Source organism: Streptomyces nodosus (assembly GCF_008704995.1).
Classification (GTDB): Bacteria; Actinomycetota; Actinomycetes; order Streptomycetales; family Streptomycetaceae; genus Streptomyces; species Streptomyces nodosus.
On record NZ_CP023747.1, the window covers coordinates 609,157 to 631,032 of the forward strand.

A 21,876-nucleotide genomic window follows, 5' to 3' on the forward strand; every position below is an offset into this window, starting at 1 on the left:
AGTCGCAGACCGGTGGCGGAGTTGAGGCCGTTGCGCAGTTCGACCGCGGTGAGCGAGTCGAAGCCGAGGTCCTGGAACTGGCGGGCCGCCTCCACCTGGCCGGCGTCGGCGTGGCCGAGGACCTGGGCGATCTGGGTGCGGACCAGGCCGAGGAGGGCCTCGCGGCGGGCGGCGGCGTCCAGTCCGGCCAGTTGCTGGGCGAGGCCGTCGGCGGTCACCGACACCTGGGCGGCGGCGCGGCGCACGGTGGTGCGGATCAGTCCGCGCAGCAGCGGCGCGATCTCGCCCTGGGTGCGCAGCACGGCCAGGTCGAGGCGGACCGGCAGGAGGGCGGGGCCGCCGGTGGCGAGGGCCGCGTCGAAGAGGGCGACGCCCTGCTCGACGGTGAGCGGGGGCATGCCGGAGCGGGCGATGCGCTCGACGTCGATGTCGGAGAGGGTGCCGGTCATGCCGACGCTCTGGGTCCAGGGGCCCCAGGCGAGGGAGGTGGCGGGCAGGCCGAGGGCGTGGCGGTGGGCGGCGAGGGCGTCCAGGAAGGCGTTGCCGGCCGCGTAGTTGCCCTGTCCGGGGCTGCCGAGGGTGGCGGCGACGGACGAGAAGAGCACGAACGCGTCCAGGTCCAGGTCCCGGGTGAGCTCGTGCAGATGCCAGGCGGCGTCGGCCTTGGGCCGCAGCACGGTGTCGAGGCGCTCGGCGGTGAGGGAGCCGATGACGCCGTCGTCGACCACGCCGGCGGTGTGCACGACCGCGCTCAGCGGGTGCGCGGCGGGCACCCGGGCGAGGAGGGCGGCGAGCGCCTCCCGGTCGGTGACGTCGCAGGCGGCGACGTCGACCGAGGCGCCGAGTGCGGTGAGTTCGTCGACGAGGGCGGGGGCGCCGTCGGCGGCCGGGCCGCGGCGGCTGGCGAGCAGCAGCCGGCGGACGCCGCGTTCGGTGACGAGGTGGCGGGCGAGGACGCCGCCGAGTCCGCCGGTGCCGCCGGTGATCAGGACGGTGCCGTCCGGGTTCCAGTCGGCGCCGGCGTCGGGTGCGGGCACCCGGGCGAGCCGGGCGGTCAGTACGTCGGAGCCGCGTACGGCGAGGTCGGGTTCGTCGTACGCGGCGGCCAGGGCCGCCACCAGGGCCGCGGGCGCGGCGGGGGTGCCGGTGGCGAGGTCGAGGAGGACGAAGCGGCCGGGGTTCTCGGTGCGGGCGGTGCGGATCAGACCGCCGGCCGCGGCGGCCGCCAGGTCACCGCCCGCGGTGGCGTCGCGGGTGACGAGGACGAGCCGGGCGTCGGCGAACCGGTCCTCGGTCAGCCAGTGCTGTGCCAGGCCGAGTACGGCGGCTGCGGTGGTGTGGGCGGCGTCGGCGGCCGGGGTGTCCTGGTCGCCGGGCAGGGCGGTGAGCACGGTCCCGGGCACCGGGGCGGGGTCCGCGGCCAGTGCGGCCAGGTCGGGGTGGACGGTGACCTGGACGCCGCCGGTGCGCAGCGTGTCGGCGAGTCCGGCCGGGTCGGCGCCGACGAGGGCGACGGTCTCCGGGAGCTGCCCGGACTGGCTCCGCAGCGGGGTCCAGTCGACCTGGAAGAGGGAGTCGCGGTGGACGGCCCGGGCGGTGCCGGGGATGTCCTTGGGGACGGCGCGGGAGACCAGGGAGTCCACGGAGAGGACGGTGCCGCCCGCGGTGTCGTACACGGCGATGGAGACGGTGTCCTCGCCCACGGAGGTGATCCGGGCGCGGACGGTGGTGGCGCCGGACGCGGCGAGGTGCACGCCCTCCCAGGCGAACGGCAGGCCGCCCCGGCTGATGGCGCCGAGGTCGTTGTAGGCGGCGGCGTGCTGGGCGGCGTCCAGGAGCGCGGGGTGCAGGCCGAAGTCGGCGGGGTCGGTGCCGGCGTTCTCGGAGAGGGCGACCTCGGCGAACACCTCGGTGCCGCGGCGCCAGGCGGCGCGCAGGGCGCGGAAGGCGGGCCCGTAGTCGAAGCCGAGTCCGGCCAGGCGCTCATAGCAGCCGTCGAGGTCGACCTGTTCGGCGCCCGCGGGCGGCCACACGGTGGCGTCGAAGGCGGCGTCCGGGGCGCCGGCGCCGGTGGTGAGGACACCGGTGGCGTGCTGCGACCAGGGGAGGTCGAAGCCGTCCTCGACGCGGGAGAAGATGCCGAGCGTGCGGCGGCCCGCGGGGTCGGGGGCGCCGACCCGGACCTGAAGCTGGACGGCGCCGCGCTCGGGGAGCACCAGCGGGGCGGCGAGGGTGAGTTCCTCGACGCGGTCGCAGCCCGCCTCGTCGCCCGCGCGGATGGCGAGTTCGACGAAGGCGGTGCCGGGCAGCAGGGCGCGGCCCTGGACGCCGTGGTCGGCGAGCCAGGGGTGGGAGTGGACGGAGAGCCTGCTGGTGAACAGGAACCCTTCGCCGTCGGCGAGTTCGACGGCGGCGCCGAGCAGCGGGTGGTCGGCGGAGCCCAGTCCGGCGGCGGTGACGTCCTGGCTGGAGCGGCCCGCGGCCGGCCAGAACCGCTGGTTCTGGAAGGGGTAGGTGGGCAGGTCGGCGCGCCCGGCGCCGGCGCTGTCGAAGAGGCGGGCCCAGCGGACGGTGAGGCCGCGGACGTGCACCCGGGCGAGTCCGGTGAGGGCGGACTCCTCCTCGGGGCGGTCCTTGCGCAGCAGCGGGACGGCGGTGGTGCCCTCGGGCAGTGACTCCTGCGCCATCGCGGACAGCACGCCGTCGGGGCCGACTTCGAGGAGGGTGGTGACGCCGCGGCCGGCGAGGGTGGTGACGCCGTCGGCGAAGCGGACGGCCTCGCGGACGTGGCGGACCCAGTAGTCGGCGGTGCACAGGTCGGCGGGGTCGGCGATGGCGCCGGTCAGGTTGGAGACGACCGGGATGCGCGGCTCGTGGTAGGTGAGGCCCCGGGCGACGCGGCGGAACTCCTCCAGCATCGGGTCCATGAGCGGCGAGTGGAAGGCATGGCTGACCCGCAGCCGGGTGGTCTTGCGGTCCTGCGCCTCGAAGTGCGCGGCGATGGCGGCGACTTCGTCCTCGTCACCGGCGACGACCACGGAGGACGGGCCGTTGACCGACGCGATGGAGACCCGCTCCGTCAGATGCGGGGCGACCTCCTCCTCGGTGGCGCGCACCGCGAGCATCGCACCGCCCCGCGGCAGCTCCTGCATCAGGCGGGCACGGGCGGCGACCAGCGCGCACGCGTCCTCCAGCGACAGCACCCCGGCGACATGCGCGGCGGCGATCTCACCGATGGAGTGGCCGCCGACGTAGTCGGGGGTGACGCCCAGGGAGGAGACGAGGCGGTAGAGGGCGACCTCGACGGCGAACAGCGCGGGCTGGGTCCAGCCGGTCTCGTTGAGGAGTTCGGCGTCGGAGCCCCAGACGACCTCGCGCAGCGGGCGGTCGGTGTGGCGGTCGAGCAGGGCGGCGATCTCGTCGAAGGCCTCGGCGAACACCGGGAAGCGGGCGTGCAGTTCGCGGCCCATGCCGAGGCGCTGGGAGCCCTGTCCGGAGAACAGGACGGCCGAGGCGCCGTCGTCGACGGAGCCGTGGGCGATCTCGGTGGCGGCCGAGGCGTCGGTGCCGGCGCAGAGCAGCACGGCCCGGTGCTCGAAGGTGGCGCGGCCGTCGGCGAGCGCGAAGCCGATGTCGAGCGGGTCGGCGCCGGGGTGGCTCTCGAGGTGGGCGGCGAGGCGCTCGCGCTGGGCGTCGAGCGCGGCGGCGGTGCGGCCGGACAGGGTCCAGGGGACGAGCGCGGGCCGGGCCGCGGGGTCCGGGGCGGGGCGCTCGGGCGCGGTGGGGGCCTGCTCCAGGATGAGGTGGGCGTTGGTGCCGCTGATGCCGAAGGAGGAGACACCGGCCCGGCGGGCGCGGCCGGTCTCGGGCCAGTCGACGGCCCGGTCGAGGAGTTCGACGGCGCCTGCGGTCCAGTCGACATTGCTGGTCGGGCGCTCGGCGTGCAGGCTGCGGGGCAGCACGCCGTGCTGGATCGCCATGATCATCTTGATCACGCCGGCGGCGCCGGAGGCGGCCTGGGCGTGGCCGATGTTCGACTTGACGGAGCCGAGCAGCAGCGGCCGCTCGCGGTTCTGGCCGTAGGTGGCCAGCAGGGCCTGTGCCTCGATCGGGTCGCCGAGGGTGGTGCCGGTGCCGTGCGCCTCGACCGCGTCGACGTCCGCGCCGGCCAGGTGCGCGTTCTCCAGGGCGGCGCGGATGACGCGCTGCTGGGACGGGCCGTTGGGGGCGGTGAGGCCGTTGGAGGCGCCGTCCTGGTTGAGGGCGGAGCCGCGCAGTACCGCGAGGACCTTGCGGCCCTCGCGCTGGGCGTCGGACAGCCGCATCAGGATGAACAGGCCGGCGCCCTCGGCCCAGCCGGTGCCGTCGGCGTCGTCGGAGAACGGCTTGCAGCGGCCGTCGGCGGCCAGTCCGCTCTGCGAGGTGAACGCGATGAACGGGTGCGGCGTCGCCATCACGGACGCGCCGCCCGCCAGGGCCAGGGAGCACTCGCCGCCGCGCAGCGCCTGCGCGGCCAGGTGCAGGGAGACCAGCGAGGAGGAGCAGCCGGTGTCGACGGTGACGGCCGGGCCCTCGGCGCCCAGGAAGTAGGAGAGCCGGCCGGAGATCACGCTGGCGGCGTGACCGGTGGTGGAGTACACCTCGGCGTCCTCGTCGGACGCCTTGATGACCTCTCCGTAGTCCTGTCCCGTGGTGCCCATGAACACGCCCGTGCGGCTGCCCCGCAGCGCGGAGGGGTCGATGCCGGCCCGCTCCAGTGCCTCCCAGGCGATCTCCAGGAGGATGCGCTGCTGCGGGTCCATGGCGACGGCCTCGCGGGGCGAGATGCCGAAGAACCCGGGGTCGAAGCCGGCGGCGTCGTCGAGGAAGCCGCCGACCTGGGCGAGGCTGCTGCCCTCGCCGCCGCCCGCCAGCCGGTCCAGGTCCCAGCCGCGGTCGGTCGGGAACGGACCGATGACGTCGCGGCCCTCGGCGACGAGCTCCCACAGGTCCTCGGGGGAGACGACGCCGCCGGGGAAACGGCAGCCGATGCCGACGACCGCGATCGGCTCCGCCGCCGACGCGACCAGCTGCTCGTTCTGCTTGCGCAGCCGCTCGATCTCCTTCAGGGACGACCGCAGCGCCTCGACGTACTTGTTGGTGGACGTGCTCATCGTGTTCCAGCTCTCTTTCAGTTCGCCGAGTTCTCGGCGGCCAGCCGCAGCAGGGCTTCGGCGTCCATGTCGTCGAGGTCGAGGGCGTCCGCCGCGTCGTCCGTCGCGGTGGCGCTGTCCTCGGTGTCGTCGGACTCGGCGAGTTTCAGAACCATGTCGAGGAGGCCCGCCTTGCGCAGCCGTCCGATCGGGACGGTGGCGAGGGCCTCGCGGATACGGGCATCGGGGTCGTCGGCGCGGCCGGTGTCCGCCTCATCGGGTGCGGTGCCGTAGAGCAGCGAACCGATGTGCTGGGCGAGGGCCGTGGGGGTCGGGTAGTCGAAGACCAGGGCGGCCGGCAGGGGCAGCCCGAGGGCGGCGCGGAGCCGGTTGCGCAGTTCGACGGCGGTGACGGAGTCGAAGCCGACGTCGCGGAAGGCGCGCGAGGCGGGCACCGCGTCGGGGCTGTCGTGGCCGAGGGTCGCGGACGCCTCGGCGCGGACGGCCTCGACGAGGGCACGGGCGCGCTCGGCGGTGGGCAGCCCGTCCAGGCGGGCGCGCAGCGGCGGCACGGCCGCGTCGGCGCCACCGTCGGCCGGGCCCTCGTCGCTGAGCGCCGAGACGGCCTCCGGGACGGTGCTCAGCAGGGCGCTGGGCCGGTTCGCGGTGAAGGCGGGCGCGAACATCTCCCAGTCCATCAGGGTGATGGCGGCCGCGGTGTCGTCGTTCTCGAGCATCTGGTCGAGGGCGCCCAGGGCGTGTTCCGGTTCCATGGCCAGCACGCCCTGGCGGACGAGCCGGTCGTGGACCTCGGGGTCGGTCGCCATGCCGACCTCGCCCCAGGTGCCCCAGGCCACCGACGAGGCGGTCAGGCCGAGGGACCTGCGGTGCTCGGCGAGGGCGTCGAGGTAGGCGTTGGCGGCGGCGTAGCCGGGCTGGCCACCGCTGCCCCAGACCGCGGCGCCGGACGAGAACAGCACGAACGCGTCCAGGTCGAGGTCGGCGGTCAGCTCGTGCAGATGCCGGGCGGCGGTCAGCTTGGCGCGCATGAGCGCGTCGAGCTGACCGAGCGTCAGGTCGGCGACGGGGGCGTCGTCGTGGGCCACACCGGCGGAGTGGAAGACCGCGGTGAGCGGCGCGTCCTCGGGCAGCTCGGCCAGGAGCGCGGCGAGCGCCTCCCGGTCGGCGGCGTCGCAGGCGGCGATGGTCACCCGGACGCCCAGCTGCTCCAGTTCGGCGCGGAGTTCGGCGGCGCCCGGGGCGTCGGCGCCGCGCCGGCTGGTCAGCACCAGGTGTGCGGCGCCCTGTTCGGCGAGGCGGCGGGCGACCCGGCCGCCGATGCCGCCGGTGCCACCGGTGACGAGGACGGAGCCGTGGACCGGCGGGCGCTTCCCGGAGCCGGGTACGGCCGGGGCGGCGTGGGCGAGGCGGCGGGCCAGCACGCCCGAACCGCGGATCGCGAGCTGGTCCTCGCCGCCCGCGTCGGCGAGCAGTCCGGTGAGCCGGGCGGCGGCCCGGGTGTCGACCGTCTCCGGCAGGTCGATCAGACCGCCCCACCGGTCGGGGTGTTCGAGGCCGATGACCCGGCCGAGGCCCCACAGCGCACCCTGCACGGGGCTGCTGAGGACATCGCCGCGGCCGGCGGCGACACCGCCCCGGGTCAGGCACCACAGGGGCGCGGTGAGTCCCGCGTCGCCGAGGGCCTGGGCGAGGAGGAGGGTCTGGGCGAGGCCGAGAGGCACCGAACCGTGGTCGGTGTGGAGTGCCTCGGCGGCGGCGAGCAGCGAGACCACGGCGTGGAACTCCCCCTCGTCCTCGCGGAGCTGGGCGAGCTGCGCGGCCCAGGCGGCCCGGTCGGTGCCCTTGGCCTCGAAGCGGACGGTGTCCGGGCCGAGCGCGTCGAGGACGGCGGTGACCCAGGGGGCGCCCGCGTGGTCCGGCGAGATCACCGCGAGCAGCCGGCCGGCGGGCCGGGCGGTGCCGGGTTCGGCGACGCGGTTCCACTCGATGTGGTAGCGCAGGGCGTCCGCCCGGGAGCGGGTGAGGGAGCGGGTGCGCCAGGCGGACAGCGCGGGCAGTACGTCGCCGAGCCGGGCGGCGCCGTCGTCGGCGGGGATGCCGAGTTCACCGGCGAGCGCGTCGAGGTCCTGGTTCTGGACCAGTTCCCAGAAGGCGGCGTCGGAGGCGTCGGCGGTGCCCGCGGGGGCGGCGGTCTTCGGCTCGGGCCAGAAGTCCTGCCGCTGGAAGGGGTAGGTCGGCAGGTCGACGGCCGCGTACGCGGGGCGGTCGAAGGCGGTGGTCCAGTCGACGGCGATGCCATGGGTGTGCGCCTCGGCGAGCGAGGTGAGGAACCGGCGGCGGTCGCCGTCGTCGCGGCGCAGCGTGCCGAGGACGGCGCCGGTCTCGGTCAGCTCCTCCTGAACGCTCTCCTGTGTCTCCTGGATCGGGGCCGCCAGCACCGGGTGCGGGCTGATCTCCACGAACACCCGGTGTCCGGAGGCGATGAGGGCGCGGGTGGCGTCCTCCATCAGCACCGTCTGCCGCAGGTTGGTGTACCAGTAGGTGCCGTCGAAGGCCGCCTCGTCGAGCCGGGCGCCGGTGACGGTCGAGTAGAACGGCACCTCGGGGGTGCGGGGGCTGACGGGGGCGAGGACGCGGGCGAGTTCGTCGCGCACGGCCTCGACGTGCCGGCCGTGCGAGGCGTAGTCCACGGACACCTTGCGGGCCCGTACGTTCTGCTCGCGGCAGGTCTCCAGGAGTTCGTCGAGGGCGTCGGCGTCGCCGGAGACGATCACCGAGGAGGGGCCGTTGACGGCGGCGATGGACAGCGCCTCGCCCCAGGGCTGAAGGAGTTCGGTGACGCGTGCGGCGGGCGCGGAGACGGACATCATGCCGCCGAGCCCGGACAGCTGGGGCAGGGCCTGGCTGCGCAGCGCCACGACGAGGGCGGCGTCCTCCAGGCTGAGCGCCCCGGCGACATGGGCGGCGGCGATCTCGCCCTGCGAGTGGCCGACGACGGCGGCCGGTTCGACGCCGTGCGACCGCCACAGCGCGGTGAGCGCGACCATCATCGAGAACAGGGCGGGCTGGACGACGTCCACGCGCTCCAGGAGCTCCGGGTCGCCCTCGCCGGCCAGCACCTCGTGCAGCGACCAGTCGGTGTACGGGGCGAGCGCCGCGGCGCAGTCGTCGACGGCGGTGCGGAACACCTCGGAGCCGGCGAGGAGTTCGCGGCCCATCCCCCACCACTGGGAGCCCTGGCCCGGGTACACGAAGACGGGTCCCGTGGAGTCCGGTCCGGCGGTGCCGGTGACGACGCCGGGGGCGGACGCGGAGGACACCACGGCCTCCAGGCCGCGGGTGAAGTCCTCGGGCCGGCTGCCGAGGACGACGGCGCGGTGGTCGAAGGCGGTCCTGGTGGTGGCCAGGGCGTGTCCGACGCGGGCGGGCTCGACGGTGACGTCGGTGCCGGTGGTCGCGGTCAGCAGCCGGGACGCCTGCTCGCGCAGCGCCTGCGCGGACCTGGCGGACAGCAGCCAGGGGACGAGCGGGGCGCCCTCGATGTCACCGGCGGGTTCTTCGGCGGGCTCCTCGGCGGGCGGGGCCTGCTCCAGGAGGAGGTGGGCGTTGGTGCCGCTGATGCCGAAGGAGGAGATGCCGGCCCGGCGGGGGCGGTCCCCCACGGCGGGCCACTCGGTGCGCTCGCGCAGCAGGGTGACGGCGCCGGAGGTCCAGTCGACATGGCTGGAGGGCTCGTCGATGTGCAGGGTGCCGGGCAGTTCACCGGCGTGCATGGCCATCACCATCTTGATGACACCGGCGACGCCCGCGGCGGCCTGGGTGTGGCCGATGTTGGACTTCACCGAGCCCAGCAGCAGCGGCTGTCCGCCGTCGCGGCCCTGGCCGTAGGTGGCGAGCAGGGCGCCGGCCTCGATGGGGTCGCCGAGCTTGGTGCCGGTGCCGTGCGCCTCGACCACGTCGATGTCGGCGGTGCCGAGTCCGGCGTTGGCGAGGGCCTGACGGATGACGCGCTGCTGGGAGAGGCCGTTGGGGGCGGTCAGGCCGTTGGAGGCGCCGTCCTGGTTGAGGGCGGAGCCCCGGACGACGGCGAGGACGCGGTGGCCGTTGCGGCGGGCGTCGGAGAGCTTCTCCAACAGGACGACGCCGACGCCCTCGGCGAGGGTCATGCCGTCGGCGCCCTCGGCGAACGGCTTGCAGCGGCCGTTCTCGGCCAGTGCGCGCTGCCGGCTGAACCCGATGAACGCGTGCGGGGTGGCCATGACGGCCGCGCCGCCGGCCAGCGCGAGGCTGCTCTCGCCGCTGCGCAGCGACTGGCAGGCCAGGTGCATCGCGACCAGGGAGGAGGAGCAGGCGGTGTCGACGGTGACCGCGGGGCCCTCGAGGCCCAGCAGATAGGAGATCCGGCCGGACAGCACGCTGGCCGCGGTGCCGGTCATCATGTGCACCTCGGCGCCCTCGGTGCCGTTCTGCACGCTGCTGGAGTAGTCCTGGTAGCTGGCGCCGAAGAAGGCGCCGGTGGCGGTGGAGTGCAGCGACTCGGGGTCGATGCCGGCCCGCTCCAGGACCTCCCAGGAGGTCTCCAGGAGCAGCCGCTGCTGCGGGTCCATGGCCAGCGCCTCGCGGGGCGAGATGCCGAAGAACCCGGCGTCGAAGCCGGCCGCCTCGTGCAGGAAGCCACCGTGCACGGAGTAGGTGCGGCCCTGCCGGTCGGGGTCCGGGTCGTAGAGGCCGTGGGCGTCCCAGCCGCGGTCGGCGGGGAACTCGGAGATGACGTCGGCGCCGTCGAGGGCGAGCCGCAGCAGCTCCTCCGGGGTGTTCGCGCCGCCGGGGAAGCGGCAGCTCATGCCGACGATGACGATCAGGTCGTCGTCGGCGCCCGCGGTGACCGCGGCGGTGGGCCGGTCGCCGGCCGTGCCGGTGGTGCCGAGCGCGGTGGCCTTCAGGAACGTGGCGAGCGCGACGGCGTTGGGGTGGTCGAAGACCATGGTGGACGGCAGGGTGAGCCCGGTCGCGGCGACCAGGCGGTTGCGCAGGTCGACGGCGGTCACCGAGTCGAAGCCGATGTCGCGGAAGGCGCGGCGTTCCGGGACGGTCTCGGCGGAGGCGTGGCCGAGGACTGCGGCGGTCTCCTCGCGGACCACGGAGAGCACGATCCGGTCCTGCTCGGCGGCGGACACGCCCTGGAGGCGGGCGGCCAGGCCGCTGGTGGCAACGGCCGTCGCGGCGGGCGCGGCCCGGTCGGCCAGCAGCCGCGCCACCTCGGGGATCCGGTCGAACAGGTGCGAGGGCCGTCCGGCGGTGAAGACGTCGTGGTACGTGCCCCAGTCGATGTCCATCAGACCGATGACGGTCTCGTCGTCCTCCATGACCCGGGTCAGGGCGGTCATCGCCAGCTCCGGGTCGAGGTACTCCAGGCCGCTGCGGCGGATCTGGTGCGGGTCGGCCAGCTCGCGTTCGAGGTCGTCGGGCCACTTGCCCCAGTGGATGGAGGTGGCGCGGGCGCCGCGGGCGCGGCGCTGTTCGGCGAGCGCGGACAGATAGGCGTTGCCCGCGACATACGCGGCGTGCACGCCGCTGCCCCACATGCCGGCGGTGGAGGAGTACAGGACGAAGTCGTCCAGCTCCTCGTCGTCGAGGAGTTCGTCGAGGATCCGGGCGCCGGTCACCTTGGCGTGCACCACGTCGGCGAACGCGTCGACGGTGGTGTCGGCGAGGGCGGCCAGCTCGATGACGGCGGCGGTGTGCACGACCGTGCGGACGGTGCGGCCCTCGGCCTTCAGGTCGGCGAGCAGGGCGGCGACCGCGTCGGGGTCGGTGATGTCGCAGGCCGCGAACCGCACCTCGGTGCCCGCCGCCTGGAGTTCGGCGGCGAGTTCGGCCGCGCCGGGGGCGTCGGCGCCACGGCGGCTGAGCAGCACCAGGTGCTCGGCGCCCTGGGCGGCCAGGTGGCGGGCGAGTCCGGGGGCGAGGGTGCCGGAGCCGCCGGTGACCAGGGTGGTGCCGCGCGGCTTCCAGGAGCGGGCCTTGCGGCGGGTGTCGCCGCTCGCGCGGACGATACGGCGGGCGAGGACACCGGCGGGCCGCACGGCGAGCTGGTCGTCGTCGCCGAGCGCGCCGGCGAGGGCGGCGACGAGCCGCTGGGCGGCGCGGGCGTCCAGCGCCTCGGGCAGGTCGACGCCGCCGCCCCAGCGGTGGGGGTGTTCGACGGCGACGGTCCAGCCGAGACCGGCGATCTGGCTCTGGAGCGGCCGGGTGACGGTGTCGGACGGGCCGGTGGAGAAGGCGCCGCAGGTCAGGAACCACAGCGGGGCGGTGACGTCGGCCTCGCCGAGTGCCTGTGCCAGCGACACCGACAGGGCGAGTCCGAGGGTGAGTCCGGGGTGGCGGACGCAGCCCTCCTCGGCGTCGGCGAGGACGGAGACGATGCCGGTGAGGCCGTCCGTGTCCGTGAGGTGCTCGCGCAGGACGGCGGGGTCGGTGCAGGTCTCGTCGAGGACGAGACGGCGCACCTCGGCGCCGCCCGCCTCCAGCACCTCGGCGACGTCGTCGTCGACGCCGCCTGCGGACACCAGCAGCCAGGTGCCGTCCAGGGTGGCGCGGGGGATCTGGGCCAGCGGCTCCCAGACGACCCGGTAGCGCCAGGAGTCGACGGTGGAGCGCTCGCCGCGGGTGCGGCGCCAGGAGGCGAGGCCGGGCAGGATCGCGGCGACGGACTCCTCGTCGGTGCCGAGCGCCTCGGTGAGGGCGGAGACGTCCGCCTGCTCGACGGCCGCCCAGAACTCGGCGTCCATCGGCGCGGAGGCCGAACGGTCCACGACGGCACGGTCGTTCCAGTACCGCTCGTGCTGGAAGGCGTAGGTGGGCAGGTCGACCCGGGTCGCGCCGGTGCCCTCGAACAGCGGGGCCCAGTCGACCTGGACGCCGCGCACGAACACCTGGGCGGCGGACAGCAGGAAGCGGTCGAGGCCGCCGTTGTCACGGCGCAGGGTGCCGGAGGCCACGCCGACCACTCCGGCGTCGTCGATCATGTCCTGGACGGACATGGCGAGCACCGGGTGGGAGCTGACCTCGATGAAGGCACGGTGCTCGGTGTCGAGCAGACCGCGGATGGCGTCCGCGAACAGCACCCGGCCGCGCAGGCTGCGGAACCAGTAGCCGGCGTCCATGACGGTGGTGTCCAGCCAGTCACCGGTGACCGTGGAGAACAGCGGAACCTCGGACGCCTTGGGCGCGACCTCGGCCAGCAGCTGGAGGATCTCGTCGTGCAGGTCCTCGACATGGTGGGAGTGCGAGGCGTAGTCCACGGGGACGCGGCGCACCCGCACGCCCTCGGCGGTGAGCAGTTCGGACAGCTCGTCCAGGGCGCCGGGTTCGCCGGAGACCACACAGGAGCGGGGGCCGTTCTCGGCGGCGACGGACACCCGTCCGCCAAACGCCTCAAGACGGGCCTCCACATCGGCGACCGGCAGCGCCACCGACATCATCCCGCCCCGCCCGGCCAGCGTCCGGCCGATGGCCTGGCTGCGCAGCGCCACCACCCGGGCACCGTCACGCAGCGACAGGGCGCCGGAGACCACCGCGGCGGCGATCTCACCCTGCGAGTGGCCGACCACCGCGTCAGGCTCCACACCCTGCGCACGCCACACGGCGGCCAGGGACACCATCACCGCGAACGACGCGGGCTGGACGACATCGACGCGCTCCAGCGTCGGAGCACCCTCGGCACCCCGCAGGACGTCGAGCAGGTCCCAGTCGGTGAACTCGGCGAGCGCGGCGGCGCACTCGGCGATGCGCTCCGCGAACACCGGTGATTCGTCCAGGAGTCGGGCACCCATGCCCACCCACTGGGAGCCCTGACCGGGGAAGACGAAGACGGTCCGGCCGTCGACGTCGGCGGTGCCCTCGGCGAGTCCGTTCCAGGACTGGCCCTCGGCCAGCGCGCGGCTGCCGGTGAGCAGTTCGTCGCGGCCGGTGCCGACGACGACGGCCCGGCGCTCCAGCAGGGCCCGGGAGGTCAGCAGGCCCTGGCCGATGTCCTGGGGGCGCGGCTCGGGGTCGGCGTCGAGGCGGGTGACGAGGGCGGCGGCCTGGTCGCAAAGCGCCTGCCCGGAGTGGGCGGAGAGCAGCCACGGCAGGGCGCCCGGCACGGTGGCCGGCTGCTGCGGGGCGTCCTCGGTCCCGGCGTCCTCGGCGTCCTCGGCGGGCACGGGGGCCTGCTCGAGGACGGCGTGGGCGTTGGTGCCGCTGATGCCGAAGGAGGACACGGCGGCGCGGCGCGGGCGGCCGGTCTCCGGCCAGACGACGGGCTCGTTCAGCAGACGGACATGGCCCGACTCCCAGTCGACGTGGGCGGAGGGCGAGTCGGCGTGCAGGGTCGGGGGCAGCACGCCCTGACGGAGCGCCATGACCATCTTGATGACGCCCGCGACACCGGCGGCGGCCTGGGTGTGGCCGATGTTGGACTTCAGGGAGCCCAGCCACAGGGGCTGTTCGGAGCCGTGCTCCTGGCCGTAGGTGGCGAGCAGGGCCTGCGCCTCGATGGGGTCGCCGAGGCGGGTGCCGGTGCCGTGCGCCTCGACGGCGTCGACATCGGCCCCGGTGAGGCCGGAGTTGCTCAGGGCCTGGCGGATGACCTGTTCCTGGGCGCGGCCGTTGGGGGCGGTCAGTCCGTTGGAGGCGCCGTCCTGGTTGACGGCGGAGCCGCGCAGCACGGCGAGCACCGGGTGGCCGTTGCGGACGGCGTCGGAGAGCCGCTCGACGACGAGGACGCCGACGCCCTCGCCCCAGCCGGTGCCGTCGGCGTCGTCGGAGAACGCCTTGCAGCGGCCGTCGGGGGCCAGGCCGCCCTGGGCGCTGAACTCCACGAAGACGGAGGGCTCGGCGAGGATGGTGACACCGCCGACGAGGGCGAGCGAGGACTCCCCGTTGCGCAGCGACTGGGCCGCCATGTGCAGGGCGACGAGGGAGGAGGAGCACGCGGTGTCGACGGTGACGGCCGGGCCCTCGAGACCGTAGACATAGGAGAGCCGGCCGGACAGCACGCTGGCGGCCGTGCCGGTCAGGGCGTGGCCGTGGAGTTCGGTCGCGGTGTCCGCGGAGGGTGCGCCCCAGTGGTAGGAGCCCACGAAGACGCCGGTCGCGCTGGAGCGCAGGGAGGTGGGGGCGATGCCGGCCCGCTCCAGGGCCTCCCAGGAGACTTCGAGCAGCAGGCGCTGCTGCGGGTCCATGGCGGTCGCCTCGCGGGGCGATATGCCGAAGAACCCGGCATCGAAGTCGGTGGCCTCGTAGAGGAATCCGCCCTCGTGGGTGGAGCTGCTTCCCTCGCCCTTTCCGGTGAGCGCCTCGATGTCCCAGCCGCGGTCGGCGGGAAATCCGGAGATGGCGTCCCCGCCGGATTCCACGAGTTCCCACAGGGATTCCGGGGAACTCACTCCGCCGGGCAGCCGGCAGCTCATTCCGACGATCGCGACGGGCTCGTTGTCGCGGGATTCCAGCTCGCCTATCCGGCGGCGGGCGCGTCGCAGATCGTTGGTGACCCGGCGAAGGTAGTCGACAACTTTTTCCTGCTGGTTCTGCTGGGGTTCCGGCATCGGGTCCGTCCTCGTCATCGGGTCGCGAACGAAAGCTGTAGATCCGCTAGGAGATTTCGAACTCTTCATCGATGATGTCGAGCAGTCTGTCGACCGACACCGATTCGATGTCCTCGTCGGAGAAGTTCTCCTGCGGGGCGGAATTCCGCCGGAGCGAGGCGACGAGTGCGTCCAGGCGGTCGGCGACGGCCTGGCGTCCGGGGTCGTCGGCCGACAGGGTCTGCACGACGGCCTCGAACCTGGTGAGTTCGTCGTCGCACGATCCCTGCGGTGAGGAGCCGGATACGACGAGGAGTTCCCCGATACGCCGGGCGGCGAGCTCGGGGGTGGGGAAGTTGAAGACGAGGGTGGCCGGCAGCCGCAGTCCGGTGAGCGCGGTGAGGCGGTCACTGAGTTCCACGCCGGCCAGCGAGTCGAAGCCCAGCTCCTTGAAGACCGCGCGGGGTCCGACCGCGTCCGGGCCCTGATGGCCGAGGACCGCCGCCGCCTGGGTCCGTACCAGGCCGATGAGCCGGCGTTCACGCTCGGCGGGGGCCAGGGCCGCGGCCTCGGCGGCGAAGCTGTCCGGCGCCGAGGAGGCGGACGGCTCGGCGGCGGCGCCGGGGGCCGCGGCGACGGGCCGGGTGCGGCGCGGGGTCGCGGTGTCCTGGTGCCAGGCGCGTGTGAGCGGCCGGGGGGCGGTGCGCTCCTGCTCGGTGAGCTGCCGTACGACGACGGCCTCGGCGGTGAACACCGGGGCGCCGGTGACATCGGCGGCGGTCAGGGTCAGGGCACCGTCGTCGGCGGAGTGGATCCGCACCCGCAGGGCGGTGGCGCCGACGGCGTGCAGCCGCACCCCGTGCCAGGCGACCGGGAGTGTGCCGGTGGTGGTGAGGGCGGCGTGCCGGGCGGCGTCGAGGAGCGCGGGGTGCACTCCGTAGGCGCCGGGGTCGTCGGTGGTGCCGGCCGGGAGTTCGACCTCGGCGAGGAACGCGCCGTCGTGGCGCCAGGCGGTGCGCAGACCGCGGAAGGCGGGGCCGAGGTCGAAGCCGTCGTCGACGAGCCGCTCGTAGTGGTCCCCGAGGTCGAGGGGTTCGGCGCCCGGCGGGGGCCAGGCGACGGCGAAGGAGGTGTCGGGGGCCGCCGCGGTGCGGGGCGCGGTGCCGAGCAGGCCGCCGGCCCGCTGGGTCCAGGGCTCGGCGGGGGAGTTGCCGGGACGGGAGTGGACGGTGAGGGTGCGCCGGCCGGCCTCGTCGGCGGAGCCGACCCGGACCTGGAGGTCCAGGGTGTCGCCGGCCTCCAGGACCGGCGCCTCGACGAGGGCGAGTTCGTGCAGGACGTCGCATCCGGTGTCGTCACCCGCGCGTACGGCGAGTTCCACGAGCACGGCGGCGGGCAGCAGGACGCGCCCGGCGACGACATGGTCGGCGAGCCAGGGGTGGGTGGCGACGGACAGTGTGGCGCCCGACACCGTGCCGCCGTCGGCGAGTTCCACGGCCGGGCCGAGCAGCGGATGCCCGCCGCCCGCGGTACCGGTGCCGGGCCGGCCCGGGGCGGGCCAGTACCGCGCGTGCTGGAAGGCGTACGTCGGCAGGTCGGTGCGGCGGGCTCCGGTGCCGGTGTAGAGGGCGGACCAGTCGACGGTCGCGCCGAGGACATGGAGCCGGCCGAGCGCGGCGGTGAGAGCCCTCTCCTCGGGCTGGTCCTTGCGGAGGGTGGGCACCACGTCGACAGGGGCGCCCGGGGTGTCCGGGCCGAGGACGGTGCGGGCGAGGGCGGTCAGGACGCTGCCGGGGCCCAGTTCGACCAGCAGGTCGGTGCCGTGTTCCCGCAGGGCCGTCACGCCGTCGGCGAAGCGGACGGTACCGCGCACATGCCGCACCCAGTACTCGGGGGTGGCGATCTCGGCACCGGCAAGTTCACCGGTGAGGTTGGACATCACCGGCAGCGTCGGCTCATGGAAGGTGAGTCCGGCGACGACGTCCCGGAAGGCGTCGAGCATCGGCTCCATCAGCGGCGAGTGGAAGGCGTGCGAGACCGCGAGGCGGCTGGTGCGGCGGCCTTGGGCAGCGAAGTGGGCGGAGACGCGCTCCACGGCGTCCTCGGCGCCGGAGACGACGACCGCGGTGGGGCCGTTGACGGCGGCGAGCGAGACATCGCCGTCGAGCAGCGGGAGCACCTCGTCCTCGGAGGCCTCGACGGCGGACATGGCGCCGCCCTCGGGCAGGGCCTGCATCAGGGTGGCGCGGGCGGCGACCAGACGCGCGGCGTCCTCCAGCGAGAGCACTCCGGCGATGTGCGCGGCGGCGATCTCGCCGACGGAGTGGCCGCCGACGGCGTCGGGGCGCAGCCCGAAGGACTCGGCGAGCCGGTACAGGGCGACCTCGAAGGCGAACAGCGCGGGCTGGGTCCACCCGGTGCGGTCGAGTTCGGCGGGGTCCTCGCCCCACATCACGGACCGCACCGGACGCTCGAGTTGGGGGTCGAGGGCGGCCAGGACGGTGTCCAGGGCCTTCGCGAAGACCGGGAAGCGGGCGGCGAGTTCACGGCCCATGCCGAGCCGCTGGGAGCCCTGTCCGGAGAAGAGGACGGCGGTGGTGCGGGGGGCGGCCTCACCGCGGGCGATCTCCACGACACCGTCACCGGACGGCACCAGCACCGCACGGTGCCGCAACGCCGCCCGCCCGGTGGCCAGCGAGTGACCGATGTCCAGCGGATCGGCGCCGGGGTGGTCCCGGACGAAGGAGGTGAGCCGCTCGACCTGCGCGTCGAGAGCCTCCGGGGAGGCCCCGGACACCGGCCACGCGACGGCGTCGGCCGCGGGCACGAGGGCGGCGAGCCGAGCGGCGGGGGTGACCGGGCGGTCGGCCGGGCCGGCGTCGACAGCGGCGGGAGCAGAGGTGTCGGCGGGCTCCCCGGCGAGGGCAGCGGGCCGCGCGGCGGAGTCGGCGGCCGAGGCCACGTCCCGGTGGGCGGGCCCGGCGGGGACCGCGGCGGCGGGGTCGGTCGTCGGGGCTTCCTCCACGATGACATGCGCGTTGGTGCCACTGATGCCGAAGGAGGAGACGGCGGCCCGGCGCGGGCGGCCGGTGCCGGGCCAGGGCAGGGCCTCGGTGAGGAGTTCGACGGCGCCGGCCGACCAGTCGACGTGCCGGGTGGGCGTGGAGAGGTTCAGGGTCTCCGGCATCAGGCCGTGGCGCAGCGCCTGGACGGCCTTGATGAGTCCGCCGATGCCGGCGGCTGCCTGGGCGTGCCCGATGTTGGACTTCAGGGAGCCGAGGCGCAGCGGCTGTCCGCCGTCGCGGTCCTGGCCGTAGGTGGCGAGCAGGGCCCGGGCCTCGATGGGGTCGCCGAGCCGGGTGCCGGTGCCGTGGGCCTCGACGAGGTCGATGTCGGCGGGTCCGAGTCCGGCGTCGGCGAGGGCCTCGCGGACGAGTCGTTCCTGGGCCGGTCCGCTGGGGGCGGTGAGACCGTCGGAGGCGCCGTCCTGGTTGACGGCGGAGCCGCGCAGCACGGCGAGCACCCGGTGCCCGGCGGCGCGGGCGGTGGACAGGCGCTCCAGCACGATCATGCCGGCGCCCTCCGCCCAGGTGGTGCCGTCGGCGTCGTCGGAGAAGACCTTGCAGCGGCCGTCGGCGGCGAGTCCGCCCTGCCGGGTGTAGGCGATGAACCCGACCGGTGTGGACATCACGGTGACGCCGCCGGCCAGCGCGGTGGTGCACTCCCCCGACCTGAGCGAGCGCAGCGCGTAGTGGAGGGCGACCAGGGACGAGGAGGACGCCGTGTCGAGGGTGACGGCGGGCCCTTCGAGGCCGAGGAAGTAGGCGAGCCTCCCGGAGGCGATGCTCGGCGACAGACCGGTGAGGGCGTGCCCGGTGAGGTCCTCGCGGGAGGCGTTGGTGACGGTCGCGTAGTCCTGGCCGTTGGTGCCGACGAAGACGCCGGTGCGGGTGCCCCGCAGGGTGTGCGGGTCGATGCCGGCGTGTTCCAGGGCCTCCCAGGAGGTCTCCAGGACGAGCCGCTGCTGCGGGTCGGTGGAGACGGCCTCGCGGGGCGACATCCCGAAGAAGCCGGCGTCGAAGTCGGCGGCCGCGGCGAGGAATCCGCCTCGGTGGGTCACGCTGTGGTCCGGCCCGTCGCCGGTCAGGGCGGCCAGGTCCCAGCCGCGGTCGCCGGGGAACGGCCCGGTGGCGTCGCGGCCGTCGCGGACCAGCTCCCACAGGTCCTCGGGCCCCTCGACGCCTCCCGGGAAGCGGCAGGCCATTCCGACGACCACTACCGGATCGTCGTTGGCTCCGATCGTCATGCCTCGCTCACCCCTGCGGAAAAGTCGGTCCTGGGCCACCTCTGCCTGCCGGATCGTATGGGCGCGAAGGCTGTACTTTTCCCTAAGGAATCTCAGTGTTCGGCTCCGGGCCGCGCCCGGACGGACACGAAAACACCCGCTCCGGGGCGAAGACTAGGGATTCCCCGGACCCTGGCGTGAGATGAAGTCAGCGGCACGCTTCTCCCGCTCGGCACGGTGTGCCGAGCGGCGGGGTCGGCGGTGTCCTGTGACGGCGTGCGCGACAGGCGGCGGCGTCGGCGAATGCGATCATCCGGCGACTTTCGGTGGGTGGACGCGAGGCGTGCGGGCCTGCGCGGTCCGCCACTTTCCGGAGGGTGTTGTCCATGGGCGCGCACAGGCGGCCGATCCTGTTCGTCAGTTATGCCGAAAGCGGTCTTCTCAATCCGCTGCTCGTACTGGCCGAGGAATTGTCCCGGCGTGGTGTGGAGGATCTGTGGTTCGCCACGGACGAGAAGGCGCGGGACCAGATCGAGTCGGCGTCGGCGGACAGTGAGCTGCAGTTCGCCTCGCTCGGTGACACCGTGTCGCAGATGTCGGCGGTCACCTGGGACGACGAGACCTATGCCGAGGTGACGCAGCGCTCCCGCTTCAAGGCGCACCGCGCGGTCATCCGGCACTCCTTCGCGCCCGAGACCCGGGTGGAGAAGTACCGGGCGCTGGAGAAGGCCGTCGAGGAGATCCAGCCCGCCCTGATGGTGATCGAGAGCATGTGCCAGTTCGGGTACGAGCTGGCGATCACCAAGGGGATCCCGTTCGTGCTCGGGGTGCCGTTCCTGCCGAGCAATGTACTGACCTCGCATGTGCCGTTCGCCAAGTCGTACACGCCGTCCGGGTTCCCGGTGCCGCACTCGGGCCTGCCCGGCAAGATGTCGCTCGCCCAGCGGGTGGAGAACGAGCTGTTCCGGGTGCGCACGCTCGGGATGTTCATGACGAAGGAGATCCGGGAGATCGTCGAGGAGGACAACCGGGTCCGCGGCGAGCTGGGCATCTCCCCCGAGGCGCGGCAGATGATGGCGCGCATCGACCACGCCGAGCAGGTGCTGTGCTACTCGGTGGCGGAGCTGGACTACCCGTTCCCGATGCACGAGAAGGTACGGCTGGTGGGCACGCTGGTGCCGCCGCTGCCGCAGGCGCCGGACGACGAGGGCCTCTCGGACTGGCTGACGGAGCAGAAGTCCGTGGTCTTCATGGGCTTCGGCACCATCACCCGGCTCACCCGGGAGCAGGTCGCCTCGCTGGTGGAGGTGGCCCGCCGCCTCGAGGGCGAGGGCCACCAGGTGCTGTGGAAGCTGCCGAGCGAGCAGCAGCATCTGCTGCCCCCGGCCGAGGAACTGCCCGCGAACCTGCGGATCGAGAGCTGGGTGCCCTCACAGCTGGACGTGCTGGCGCACCCGAACGTCAAGGTGTTCTTCACGCACGCCGGCGGCAACGGCTACCACGAGGGCCTGTACTTCGGAAAGCCTCTGGTGGTACGGCCGTTGTGGGTGGACTGCGACGACCAGGCCGTGCGCGGCCAGGACTTCGGCGTGAGCCTGACCGTCGACCGTCCCGAGACCGTGGACACGGACGACGTCCTCGACAAGATCACCCGCGTGCTGAACGAGTCCTCCTTCACCGAACGCGCCGAGTACTACGCCGGGTTGCTGAAGGCCGCGGGTGGTCGTACCGCCGCCGCGGACCTGCTGCTCGGCCTCCCCGTCCTGGCAAACGACTGACCGAGGAAGTCAAGGATGTCCTATACGTATCCGGTCTCCATGCCGTGGCTGAAGGGCCGCGAGCTGGAGTATGTGACGGAGGCCGTCAGCGGCGGCTGGATCTCGTCGCAGGGCCCCTACGTCCGGCAGTTCGAGGAGGCGTTCGCCGCCTACAACGACATGCCGCACGGTGTCGCCTGTTCCTCGGGCACCACCGCGCTGACGCTGGCGCTGCGGGCGCTGGGCGTCGGCCCCGGCGACGAGGTGATCGTCCCGGAGTTCACCATGATCGCGACCGCCTGGGCGGTCACCTACACGGGGGCGACCCCGGTGTTCGTGGACTGCGGCGACGACCTGAACATCGATGTCTCCCGCATCGAGGAGAAGATCACCCCGCGCACCAAGGTGATCATGCCGGTGCACATCTACGGCCGGCAGTGCGACATGGACGCCATCATGAACCTGGCGTACGAGTACAACCTGCGGGTCGTCGAGGACTCGGCGGAGGCGCACGGGGTGCGGCCGGTGGGCGACATCGCCTGCTTCTCGCTGTTCGCCAACAAGATCATCACGGCGGGTGAGGGCGGGGTGTGCGTGACCCGGGACGCCCATCTGGCCGAGCAGATGGCGCATCTGCGGGCCATGGCGTTCACCAAGGACCACAGCTTCCTGCACAAGAAGCTGGCCTACAACTACCGCATGACCAACATGCAGGCCGCGGTGGCGCTCGCGCAGACCGAGCAGCTGGACACCATCCTCGCGACCCGCCGCGACATCGAGAAGCGCTACGACGAGGCGCTGCGGGACGTGCCCGGCATCACGCTGATGCCGGCCCGCGACGTGCTGTGGATGTACGACCTGCGGGCCGAGCGCAGCGAGGAGCTGCGCGCGTACCTGGCCGACCAGGGCGTCGAGACCCGGGTGTTCTTCAAGCCGATGAGCCGTCAGCCGGGCTACTACGACGCGAACTGGCCGTCGCTGAACGCCTCCCGGTTCAGCGAGGACGGGTTCTATCTGCCGACGCACACCGGGCTGACCGCGCAGGACCAGGAGTTCATCACCGACCGGGTACGCGCCTTCTACGGAGTCCTGTGATGACCGCCGAGACCGAG

At 74.1% G+C, this 21,876-nt stretch carries 3 protein-coding genes and 2 pseudogenes; 2 read left to right on the plus strand and 3 right to left on the minus strand.

Annotated elements, in window-relative coordinates; translation table 11 throughout:
* Positions 1-5: 5 nt before the first annotated feature.
* From CP978_RS36345 to CP978_RS36050, 3 genes and pseudogenes are all read right to left on the minus strand, one after another.
* Positions 6-5,153 (minus strand): annotated as a pseudogene (locus tag CP978_RS36345) (type I polyketide synthase); the annotation flags it as partial.
* A 17-nt stretch (positions 5,154-5,170) separates the two neighbouring features.
* Positions 5,171-14,743 (minus strand): type I polyketide synthase, encoded by a 9,573-nt coding sequence (locus tag CP978_RS35460; RefSeq protein ID WP_052453972.1) that lies wholly within the window; start codon positions 14,741-14,743, stop codon positions 5,171-5,173.
* 46 nt (positions 14,744-14,789) lie between these two features.
* A pseudogene (locus tag CP978_RS36050) lies at positions 14,790-19,037 on the minus strand (type I polyketide synthase); the annotation flags it as partial.
* Between the two features lie 356 nt (positions 19,038-19,393).
* Here CP978_RS36050 and CP978_RS03035 point away from each other — a divergent pair.
* Positions 19,394-20,785, plus strand: a complete 1,392-nt coding sequence (locus tag CP978_RS03035; protein ID WP_043437270.1) for a glycosyltransferase — start codon at positions 19,394-19,396, stop codon at positions 20,783-20,785.
* A 15-nt stretch (positions 20,786-20,800) separates the two neighbouring features.
* The gene (locus CP978_RS03040) at positions 20,801-21,859 is read left to right on the plus strand and encodes a DegT/DnrJ/EryC1/StrS family aminotransferase (protein ID WP_043437273.1); all 1,059 of its coding nucleotides are present in this window, start codon (positions 20,801-20,803) and stop codon (positions 21,857-21,859) included.
* Positions 21,860-21,876 lie beyond the last annotated feature (17 nt).